Origin of the sequence: Vibrio sp. FE10 (genome assembly GCF_030297155.1) — a bacterium.
Lineage (GTDB): Bacteria > Pseudomonadota > Gammaproteobacteria > Enterobacterales > Vibrionaceae > Vibrio > Vibrio apostichopi.
Map to the genome: position 1 here is coordinate 319,043 of NZ_AP028067.1, position 11,718 is coordinate 330,760.

General features: G+C 48.8%; 5 tRNA genes and 6 rRNA genes. All 11 read left to right on the forward strand.

Annotated features, from left to right (window positions below):
• Positions 1–305 precede the first annotated feature (305 nt).
• The 11 genes from QUF19_RS01555 to QUF19_RS01605 all read left to right on the forward strand — a co-directional run bounded on the left by QUF19_RS01555 (position 306) and on the right by QUF19_RS01605 (position 11,361).
• Positions 306–3,198, forward strand: a 23S ribosomal RNA gene (locus QUF19_RS01555).
• Positions 3,199–3,296: 98 nt separating this feature from the next.
• Positions 3,297–3,412, forward strand: a 5S ribosomal RNA gene (rrf, locus tag QUF19_RS01560).
• A 420-nt stretch (positions 3,413–3,832) separates the two neighbouring features.
• Positions 3,833–5,387 (forward strand): 16S ribosomal RNA (locus QUF19_RS01565).
• A gap of 67 nt (positions 5,388–5,454) precedes the next feature.
• Positions 5,455–5,531: transfer RNA gene (locus QUF19_RS01570), tRNA-Ile, on the forward strand.
• A 21-nt stretch (positions 5,532–5,552) separates the two neighbouring features.
• Positions 5,553–5,628 (forward strand) — tRNA-Ala (locus QUF19_RS01575).
• A gap of 300 nt (positions 5,629–5,928) precedes the next feature.
• Positions 5,929–8,821 (forward strand): 23S ribosomal RNA (locus QUF19_RS01580).
• Between the two features lie 97 nt (positions 8,822–8,918).
• Positions 8,919–9,034 (forward strand): 5S ribosomal RNA (gene rrf, locus QUF19_RS01585).
• Between the two features lie 420 nt (positions 9,035–9,454).
• A 16S ribosomal RNA gene (locus QUF19_RS01590) occupies positions 9,455–11,009 on the forward strand.
• Together the 16S, 23S and 5S rRNA genes with 5 tRNA genes alongside form the textbook arrangement of a ribosomal RNA operon.
• A 90-nt stretch (positions 11,010–11,099) precedes the next feature.
• Positions 11,100–11,175 (forward strand) — tRNA-Glu (locus QUF19_RS01595).
• Between the two features lie 2 nt (positions 11,176–11,177).
• A tRNA-Lys gene (locus QUF19_RS01600) sits at positions 11,178–11,253 on the forward strand.
• A gap of 32 nt (positions 11,254–11,285) precedes the next feature.
• Positions 11,286–11,361 (forward strand) — tRNA-Val (locus QUF19_RS01605).
• The last annotated feature ends 357 nt before the right edge of the window (positions 11,362–11,718 follow it).

The window sequence follows — 11,718 nt, forward strand, 5'->3', positions numbered from 1 at the left end:
TTTAATTAATAACGTAAGTTATTGATTAAAGCTTTTTGCTTTATGCTCTTTAACAATTTGGAAAGCTGACTGATTTGATTACTTACGAGTAATTCAAATCAAATTTAAAAGTTCTCAATGTTTATCTGCTCTTAGTTAATAAGAACGGTATAAACACAACAAACACATTCAAGTGTCTTGTATTCGAATCAAATTTATTTGATTCACAATTGAGTCCGGCAAACAGTCATTGAGAATTAACCCTTCTTAATGACAACCAAAAACCTTGGTTAGTTGCCATACACTAAGACCCTTTCGGGTTGTATGGTTAAGTGACTAAGCGTACACGGTGGATGCCTTGGCAGTCAGAGGCGATGAAAGACGTAATAACTTGCGATAAGCCCAGATTAGGTAGTAATAACCTTTTGAGTCTGGGATTTCTGAATGGGGAAACCCACGTGCATAAGCACGTATCCTGTTGTGAATACATAGCAACAGGAGGCAAACCGGGGGAACTGAAACATCTAAGTACCCCGAGGAAGAGAAATCAACCGAGATTCCGAAAGTAGCGGCGAGCGAAATTGGATTAGCCCTTAAGCTTTTAATGATGCAGGTGAAGCCTCTGGAAAGTGGCGCAACAAAGGGTGATAGCCCCGTAACCGACACATCATAATCAGTGAAATCGAGTAGGGCGGGACACGTGATATCCTGTCTGAATATGGGGGGACCATCCTCCAAGGCTAAATACTACTGACTGACCGATAGTGAACCAGTACCGTGAGGGAAAGGCGAAAAGAACCCCTGTGAGGGGAGTGAAATAGAACCTGAAACCGTGTACGTACAAGCAGTAGGAGCACCTTCGTGGTGTGACTGCGTACCTTTTGTATAATGGGTCAGCGACTTAATTTTAGTAGCAAGGTTAACCGTTTAGGGGAGCCGTAGGGAAACCGAGTCTTAACTGGGCGTACAGTTGCTAGGATTAGACCCGAAACCAGGTGATCTAGCCATGGGCAGGTTGAAGGTTGAGTAACATCAACTGGAGGACCGAACCGACTAATGTTGAAAAATTAGCGGATGACTTGTGGCTAGGGGTGAAAGGCCAATCAAACCTGGAGATAGCTGGTTCTCCCCGAAAGCTATTTAGGTAGCGCCTCGGACGAATACTACTGGGGGTAGAGCACTGTTAAGGCTAGGGGGTCATCCCGACTTACCAACCCTTTGCAAACTCCGAATACCAGTAAGTACTATCCGGGAGACACACGGCGGGTGCTAACGTCCGTCGTGGAGAGGGAAACAACCCAGACCGCCAGCTAAGGTCCCAAAGTATAGCTAAGTGGGAAACGATGTGGGAAGGCTCAGACAGCCAGGATGTTGGCTTAGAAGCAGCCATCATTTAAAGAAAGCGTAATAGCTCACTGGTCGAGTCGGCCTGCGCGGAAGATGTAACGGGGCTAAGCTATACACCGAAGCTGCGGCTACGTACCTTAGGGTATGTGGGGTAGGGGAGCGTTCTGTAAGCCGTTGAAGGTGGTCTGTAAGGGCTGCTGGAGGTATCAGAAGTGCGAATGCTGACATGAGTAACGATAAAGGGAGTGAAAAACTCCCTCGCCGGAAGACCAAGGGTTCCTGTCCAACGTTAATCGGGGCAGGGTAAGTCGACTCCTAAGGCGAGGCCGAAAGGCGTAGTCGATGGGAAACGGGTTAATATTCCCGTACTTCTTACAATTGCGATGGGGGGACGGAGAAGGCTAGGTGGGCCTGGCGACGGTTGTCCAGGTTCAAGTACGTAGGCGGAAAGTTTAGGTAAATCCGGACTTTCTTAACGCTGAGATACGATGTCGAGCTACTACGGTAGTGAAGTCATTGATGCCATGCTTCCAGGAAAAGCCTCTAAGCTTCAGATTGTAAGGAATCGTACCCCAAACCGACACAGGTGGTCGGGTAGAGAATACCAAGGCGCTTGAGAGAACTCGGGTGAAGGAACTAGGCAAAATGGTACCGTAACTTCGGGAGAAGGTACGCTCTTATCAGTGAAGTCCCTTGCGGATGGAGCAGACGAGAGTCGCAGATACCAGGTGGCTGCAACTGTTTATTAAAAACACAGCACTGTGCAAAATCGTAAGATGACGTATACGGTGTGACGCCTGCCCGGTGCCGGAAGGTTAATTGATGGGGTTAGACTTCGGTCGAAGCTCTTGATCGAAGCCCCGGTAAACGGCGGCCGTAACTATAACGGTCCTAAGGTAGCGAAATTCCTTGTCGGGTAAGTTCCGACCTGCACGAATGGCGTAATGATGGCCACGCTGTCTCCACCCGAGACTCAGTGAAATTGAAATCGCTGTGAAGATGCAGTGTACCCGCGGCTAGACGGAAAGACCCCGTGAACCTTTACTACAGCTTGGCACTGAACATTGAACCTACATGTGTAGGATAGGTGGGAGACTATGAAACCGCGTCGCTAGATGTGGTGGAGTCGTCCTTGAAATACCACCCTTGTAGTTTTGATGTTCTAACGTTGGTCCCTGAATCGGGATTACGGACAGTGCCTGGTGGGTAGTTTGACTGGGGCGGTCTCCTCCCAAAGAGTAACGGAGGAGCACGAAGGTGGGCTAAACACGGTTGGACATCGTGTGGTTAGTGCAATGGCATAAGCCCGCTTGACTGCGAGAATGACAATTCGAGCAGGTGCGAAAGCAGGTCATAGTGATCCGGTGGTTCTGAATGGAAGGGCCATCGCTCAACGGATAAAAGGTACTCCGGGGATAACAGGCTGATACCGCCCAAGAGTTCATATCGACGGCGGTGTTTGGCACCTCGATGTCGGCTCATCACATCCTGGGGCTGAAGTCGGTCCCAAGGGTATGGCTGTTCGCCATTTAAAGTGGTACGCGAGCTGGGTTTAGAACGTCGTGAGACAGTTCGGTCCCTATCTGCCGTGGGCGTTGGAAAATTGAAAGGGGCTGCTCCTAGTACGAGAGGACCGGAGTGGACGAACCTCTGGTGTTCGGGTTGTCATGCCAATGGCATTGCCCGGTAGCTAAGTTCGGAATCGATAACCGCTGAAAGCATCTAAGCGGGAAGCGAGCCTTGAGATGAGTTTTCCCTGGCACTATAAGTGTCCTAAAGGGTTGTCGTAGACTACGACGTTGATAGGCAGGGTGTGTAAGTGCTGCGAGGCATTGAGCTAACCTGTACTAATTGCCCGTGAGGCTTAACCATACAACACCCAAGGGGTTTTGTGGACTCAGATATACCAGACCTTGAATGCGTTTGAAGAGAAATAACTTTTAGATAAGCTTTCCGAATTTTAAAATTTGCTTGGCGACCATAGCATTGTGGACCCACCTGATTCCATGCCGAACTCAGAAGTGAAACACAATAGCGCCGATGGTAGTGTGGGGTTTCCCCATGTGAGAGTAGGACATCGCCAGGCTTTAATTTCGACTTTGTCTAGTTTCTAGACAAGTCACCATAGAGTTCTAAGTTTCTTAGAGTTTTATGTTGACTTTCAAAGTGGAAAGCGTATTATACGCGTCCTGCTTACGTGCTAAGGTACTGAAAGCAAAGCTCTTTAACAATTTAAACCTATCAATCTGTGTGGGCACTCGTTGATGAATATCAAAACGTTATTGGTTCTTTTTCGAAAGAGCGTAATAACAGTTACTTCGGTAACACAATGATTTCAATGAACTGAGTGACCAATACGTTTAACGACTTTCTCTTGTAGAAAGAAATTATTCGGCACAGTCAATTCATTACCATTCTGTTGGAATGGTAATAGCTTTAGAATTACATGTTCATTTTCGAATGAATATTAGTTTTGAAGTCAGTATTCGTTGAGTCACAAAATCTTAAATTGAAGAGTTTGATCATGGCTCAGATTGAACGCTGGCGGCAGGCCTAACACATGCAAGTCGAGCGGAAACGACAACATTGAATCTTCGGAGGATTTGTTGGGCGTCGAGCGGCGGACGGGTGAGTAATGCCTAGGAAATTGCCTTGATGTGGGGGATAACCATTGGAAACGATGGCTAATACCGCATAATGCCTACGGGCCAAAGAGGGGGACCTTCGGGCCTCTCGCGTCAAGATATGCCTAGGTGGGATTAGCTAGTTGGTGAGGTAATGGCTCACCAAGGCGACGATCCCTAGCTGGTCTGAGAGGATGATCAGCCACACTGGAACTGAGACACGGTCCAGACTCCTACGGGAGGCAGCAGTGGGGAATATTGCACAATGGGCGAAAGCCTGATGCAGCCATGCCGCGTGTATGAAGAAGGCCTTCGGGTTGTAAAGTACTTTCAGTTGTGAGGAAGGGTGTGTAGTTAATAGCTGCGCATCTTGACGTTAGCAACAGAAGAAGCACCGGCTAACTCCGTGCCAGCAGCCGCGGTAATACGGAGGGTGCGAGCGTTAATCGGAATTACTGGGCGTAAAGCGCATGCAGGTGGTTCATTAAGTCAGATGTGAAAGCCCGGGGCTCAACCTCGGAACTGCATTTGAAACTGGTGAACTAGAGTGCTGTAGAGGGGGGTAGAATTTCAGGTGTAGCGGTGAAATGCGTAGAGATCTGAAGGAATACCAGTGGCGAAGGCGGCCCCCTGGACAGACACTGACACTCAGATGCGAAAGCGTGGGGAGCAAACAGGATTAGATACCCTGGTAGTCCACGCCGTAAACGATGTCTACTTGGAGGTTGTGGCCTTGAGCCGTGGCTTTCGGAGCTAACGCGTTAAGTAGACCGCCTGGGGAGTACGGTCGCAAGATTAAAACTCAAATGAATTGACGGGGGCCCGCACAAGCGGTGGAGCATGTGGTTTAATTCGATGCAACGCGAAGAACCTTACCTACTCTTGACATCCAGAGAAGCCAGCGGAGACGCAGGTGTGCCTTCGGGAGCTCTGAGACAGGTGCTGCATGGCTGTCGTCAGCTCGTGTTGTGAAATGTTGGGTTAAGTCCCGCAACGAGCGCAACCCTTATCCTTGTTTGCCAGCGAGTAATGTCGGGAACTCCAGGGAGACTGCCGGTGATAAACCGGAGGAAGGTGGGGACGACGTCAAGTCATCATGGCCCTTACGAGTAGGGCTACACACGTGCTACAATGGCGCATACAGAGGGCAGCAAGCTAGCGATAGTGAGCGAATCCCAAAAAGTGCGTCGTAGTCCGGATTGGAGTCTGCAACTCGACTCCATGAAGTCGGAATCGCTAGTAATCGTGAATCAGAATGTCACGGTGAATACGTTCCCGGGCCTTGTACACACCGCCCGTCACACCATGGGAGTGGGCTGCAAAAGAAGTGGGTAGTTTAACCTTTCGGGGAGGACGCTCACCACTTTGTGGTTCATGACTGGGGTGAAGTCGTAACAAGGTAGCCCTAGGGGAACCTGGGGCTGGATCACCTCCTTATACGAAGATACCACGATGAGTGTCCACACAGATTGATTAGGTTTAGAAAAGTAAAAGAGACGATATTGGGTCTGTAGCTCAGCTGGTTAGAGCGCTCGCCTGATAAGCGGGAGGTCGGTGGTTCGAGTCCACTCAGACCCACCAATATCGACTAGAAACAAAGATGGGGCTATAGCTCAGCTGGGAGAGCGCCTGCCTTGCACGCAGGAGGTCTGCGGTTCGATCCCGCATAGCTCCACCATCTTTAAGTGTTTTTATCTGAAAATATTTAAAAATGGTTTCGAAAGAAATCTAGCTCTTTAACAATTTGGAAAGCTGACTGATTTGATTACTTACGAGTAATTCAAATCAAATTTAAAAGTTCTCAATGTTTATCTTTCATTAGATAAACACAACAAACACATTCAAGTGTCTTGTATTCGAATCAAATTTATTTGATTCACAATTGAGTCCGGCAAACAGTCATTGAGAATTAACCCTTCTTAATGACAACCAAAAACCTTGGTTAGTTGCCATACACTAAGACCCTTTCGGGTTGTATGGTTAAGTGACTAAGCGTACACGGTGGATGCCTTGGCAGTCAGAGGCGATGAAAGACGTAATAACTTGCGATAAGCCCAGATTAGGTAGTAATAACCTTTTGAGTCTGGGATTTCTGAATGGGGAAACCCACGTGCATAAGCACGTATCCTGTTGTGAATACATAGCAACAGGAGGCAAACCGGGGGAACTGAAACATCTAAGTACCCCGAGGAAGAGAAATCAACCGAGATTCCGAAAGTAGCGGCGAGCGAAATTGGATTAGCCCTTAAGCTTTTAATGATGCAGGTGAAGCCTCTGGAAAGTGGCGCAACAAAGGGTGATAGCCCCGTAACCGACACATCATAATCAGTGAAATCGAGTAGGGCGGGACACGTGATATCCTGTCTGAATATGGGGGGACCATCCTCCAAGGCTAAATACTACTGACTGACCGATAGTGAACCAGTACCGTGAGGGAAAGGCGAAAAGAACCCCTGTGAGGGGAGTGAAATAGAACCTGAAACCGTGTACGTACAAGCAGTAGGAGCACCTTCGTGGTGTGACTGCGTACCTTTTGTATAATGGGTCAGCGACTTAATTTTAGTAGCAAGGTTAACCGTTTAGGGGAGCCGTAGGGAAACCGAGTCTTAACTGGGCGTACAGTTGCTAGGATTAGACCCGAAACCAGGTGATCTAGCCATGGGCAGGTTGAAGGTTGAGTAACATCAACTGGAGGACCGAACCGACTAATGTTGAAAAATTAGCGGATGACTTGTGGCTAGGGGTGAAAGGCCAATCAAACCTGGAGATAGCTGGTTCTCCCCGAAAGCTATTTAGGTAGCGCCTCGGACGAATACTACTGGGGGTAGAGCACTGTTAAGGCTAGGGGGTCATCCCGACTTACCAACCCTTTGCAAACTCCGAATACCAGTAAGTACTATCCGGGAGACACACGGCGGGTGCTAACGTCCGTCGTGGAGAGGGAAACAACCCAGACCGCCAGCTAAGGTCCCAAAGTATAGCTAAGTGGGAAACGATGTGGGAAGGCTCAGACAGCCAGGATGTTGGCTTAGAAGCAGCCATCATTTAAAGAAAGCGTAATAGCTCACTGGTCGAGTCGGCCTGCGCGGAAGATGTAACGGGGCTAAGCTATACACCGAAGCTGCGGCTACGTACCTTAGGGTATGTGGGGTAGGGGAGCGTTCTGTAAGCCGTTGAAGGTGGTCTGTAAGGGCTGCTGGAGGTATCAGAAGTGCGAATGCTGACATGAGTAACGATAAAGGGAGTGAAAAACTCCCTCGCCGGAAGACCAAGGGTTCCTGTCCAACGTTAATCGGGGCAGGGTAAGTCGACTCCTAAGGCGAGGCCGAAAGGCGTAGTCGATGGGAAACGGGTTAATATTCCCGTACTTCTTACAATTGCGATGGGGGGACGGAGAAGGCTAGGTGGGCCTGGCGACGGTTGTCCAGGTTCAAGTACGTAGGCGGAAAGTTTAGGTAAATCCGGACTTTCTTAACGCTGAGATACGATGTCGAGCTACTACGGTAGTGAAGTCATTGATGCCATGCTTCCAGGAAAAGCCTCTAAGCTTCAGATTGTAAGGAATCGTACCCCAAACCGACACAGGTGGTCGGGTAGAGAATACCAAGGCGCTTGAGAGAACTCGGGTGAAGGAACTAGGCAAAATGGTACCGTAACTTCGGGAGAAGGTACGCTCTTATCAGTGAAGTCCCTTGCGGATGGAGCAGACGAGAGTCGCAGATACCAGGTGGCTGCAACTGTTTATTAAAAACACAGCACTGTGCAAAATCGTAAGATGACGTATACGGTGTGACGCCTGCCCGGTGCCGGAAGGTTAATTGATGGGGTTAGACTTCGGTCGAAGCTCTTGATCGAAGCCCCGGTAAACGGCGGCCGTAACTATAACGGTCCTAAGGTAGCGAAATTCCTTGTCGGGTAAGTTCCGACCTGCACGAATGGCGTAATGATGGCCACGCTGTCTCCACCCGAGACTCAGTGAAATTGAAATCGCTGTGAAGATGCAGTGTACCCGCGGCTAGACGGAAAGACCCCGTGAACCTTTACTACAGCTTGGCACTGAACATTGAACCTACATGTGTAGGATAGGTGGGAGACTATGAAACCGCGTCGCTAGATGTGGTGGAGTCGTCCTTGAAATACCACCCTTGTAGTTTTGATGTTCTAACGTTGGTCCCTGAATCGGGATTACGGACAGTGCCTGGTGGGTAGTTTGACTGGGGCGGTCTCCTCCCAAAGAGTAACGGAGGAGCACGAAGGTGGGCTAAACACGGTTGGACATCGTGTGGTTAGTGCAATGGCATAAGCCCGCTTGACTGCGAGAATGACAATTCGAGCAGGTGCGAAAGCAGGTCATAGTGATCCGGTGGTTCTGAATGGAAGGGCCATCGCTCAACGGATAAAAGGTACTCCGGGGATAACAGGCTGATACCGCCCAAGAGTTCATATCGACGGCGGTGTTTGGCACCTCGATGTCGGCTCATCACATCCTGGGGCTGAAGTCGGTCCCAAGGGTATGGCTGTTCGCCATTTAAAGTGGTACGCGAGCTGGGTTTAGAACGTCGTGAGACAGTTCGGTCCCTATCTGCCGTGGGCGTTGGAAAATTGAAAGGGGCTGCTCCTAGTACGAGAGGACCGGAGTGGACGAACCTCTGGTGTTCGGGTTGTCATGCCAATGGCATTGCCCGGTAGCTAAGTTCGGAATCGATAACCGCTGAAAGCATCTAAGCGGGAAGCGAGCCTTGAGATGAGTTTTCCCTGGCACTATAAGTGTCCTAAAGGGTTGTCGTAGACTACGACGTTGATAGGCAGGGTGTGTAAGTGCTGCGAGGCATTGAGCTAACCTGTACTAATTGCCCGTGAGGCTTAACCATACAACACCCAAGGGGTTTTGTGGACTCAGATATACCAGACCTTGAATGCGTTTGAAGAGAAATACTTTTAGATAAGCTTTCCGAATTTTAAAATTTGCTTGGCGACCATAGCATTGTGGACCCACCTGATTCCATGCCGAACTCAGAAGTGAAACACAATAGCGCCGATGGTAGTGTGGGGTTTCCCCATGTGAGAGTAGGACATCGCCAGGCTTTAATTTCGACTTTGTCTAGTTTCTAGACAAGTCACCATAGAGTTCTAAGTTTCTTAGAGTTTTATGTTGACTTTCAAAGTGGAAAGCGTATTATACGCGTCCTGCTTACGTGCTAAGGTACTGAAAGCAAAGCTCTTTAACAATTTAAACCTATCAATCTGTGTGGGCACTCGTTGATGAATATCAAAACGTTATTGGTTCTTTTTCGAAAGAGCGTAATAACAGTTACTTCGGTAACACAATGATTTCAATGAACTGAGTGACCAATACGTTTAACGACTTTCTCTTGTAGAAAGAAATTATTCGGCACAGTCAATTCATTACCATTCTGTTGGAATGGTAATAGCTTTAGAATTACATGTTCATTTTCGAATGAATATTAGTTTTGAAGTCAGTATTCGTTGAGTCACAAAATCTTAAATTGAAGAGTTTGATCATGGCTCAGATTGAACGCTGGCGGCAGGCCTAACACATGCAAGTCGAGCGGAAACGACAACATTGAATCTTCGGAGGATTTGTTGGGCGTCGAGCGGCGGACGGGTGAGTAATGCCTAGGAAATTGCCTTGATGTGGGGGATAACCATTGGAAACGATGGCTAATACCGCATAATGCCTACGGGCCAAAGAGGGGGACCTTCGGGCCTCTCGCGTCAAGATATGCCTAGGTGGGATTAGCTAGTTGGTGAGGTAATGGCTCACCAAGGCGACGATCCCTAGCTGGTCTGAGAGGATGATCAGCCACACTGGAACTGAGACACGGTCCAGACTCCTACGGGAGGCAGCAGTGGGGAATATTGCACAATGGGCGAAAGCCTGATGCAGCCATGCCGCGTGTATGAAGAAGGCCTTCGGGTTGTAAAGTACTTTCAGTTGTGAGGAAGGGTGTGTAGTTAATAGCTGCGCATCTTGACGTTAGCAACAGAAGAAGCACCGGCTAACTCCGTGCCAGCAGCCGCGGTAATACGGAGGGTGCGAGCGTTAATCGGAATTACTGGGCGTAAAGCGCATGCAGGTGGTTCATTAAGTCAGATGTGAAAGCCCGGGGCTCAACCTCGGAACTGCATTTGAAACTGGTGAACTAGAGTGCTGTAGAGGGGGGTAGAATTTCAGGTGTAGCGGTGAAATGCGTAGAGATCTGAAGGAATACCAGTGGCGAAGGCGGCCCCCTGGACAGACACTGACACTCAGATGCGAAAGCGTGGGGAGCAAACAGGATTAGATACCCTGGTAGTCCACGCCGTAAACGATGTCTACTTGGAGGTTGTGGCCTTGAGCCGTGGCTTTCGGAGCTAACGCGTTAAGTAGACCGCCTGGGGAGTACGGTCGCAAGATTAAAACTCAAATGAATTGACGGGGGCCCGCACAAGCGGTGGAGCATGTGGTTTAATTCGATGCAACGCGAAGAACCTTACCTACTCTTGACATCCAGAGAAGCCAGCGGAGACGCAGGTGTGCCTTCGGGAGCTCTGAGACAGGTGCTGCATGGCTGTCGTCAGCTCGTGTTGTGAAATGTTGGGTTAAGTCCCGCAACGAGCGCAACCCTTATCCTTGTTTGCCAGCGAGTAATGTCGGGAACTCCAGGGAGACTGCCGGTGATAAACCGGAGGAAGGTGGGGACGACGTCAAGTCATCATGGCCCTTACGAGTAGGGCTACACACGTGCTACAATGGCGCATACAGAGGGCAGCAAGCTAGCGATAGTGAGCGAATCCCAAAAAGTGCGTCGTAGTCCGGATTGGAGTCTGCAACTCGACTCCATGAAGTCGGAATCGCTAGTAATCGTGAATCAGAATGTCACGGTGAATACGTTCCCGGGCCTTGTACACACCGCCCGTCACACCATGGGAGTGGGCTGCAAAAGAAGTGGGTAGTTTAACCTTTCGGGGAGGACGCTCACCACTTTGTGGTTCATGACTGGGGTGAAGTCGTAACAAGGTAGCCCTAGGGGAACCTGGGGCTGGATCACCTCCTTATACGAAGATACCACGATGAGTGTCCACACAGATTGATTAGGTTTAGAAAAGTAAAGAGACGAAGAACTCCCAAGTTCTTCAATATCCAGTGTCCCGTTCGTCTAGAGGCCTAGGACACCGCCCTTTCACGGCGGTAACAGGGGTTCGACTCCCCTACGGGATACCATTGGGTCGTTAGCTCAGTTGGTAGAGCAGTTGACTTTTAATCAATTGGTCGCAGGTTCGAATCCTGCACGACCCACCATTCTTTCTCCGCGAAGGAATTAAAACTATCGTGGGCGATTAGCTCAGTTGGGAGAGCACCTGCCTTACAAGCAGGGGGTCACTGGTTCGAGCCCGGTATCGCCCACCATTCTCTAAATATTCTTGGTTATAGTCATATCCAAACCACTTCTTTTGTCGTTGGTTGGTGTGTTTGACCCCGAGAGTCTTTAGAAAATGTGAATTTTAGAACACTGGTTCTTAAAGTCTCATGCTCTTTAACAATTTGGAAAGCTGACTGATTTGATTACTTACGAGTAATTCAAATCAAATTTAAAAGTTCTCAATGTTTATCTTTCATTAGATAAACACAACAAACACATTCAAGTGTCTTGTATTCGAATCAAATTTATTTGATTCACAATTGAGTCCGGCAAACAGTCATTGAGAATTAACCCTTCTTAATGACAACCAAAAACCTTGGTTAGTTGCCATACACTAAGACCCT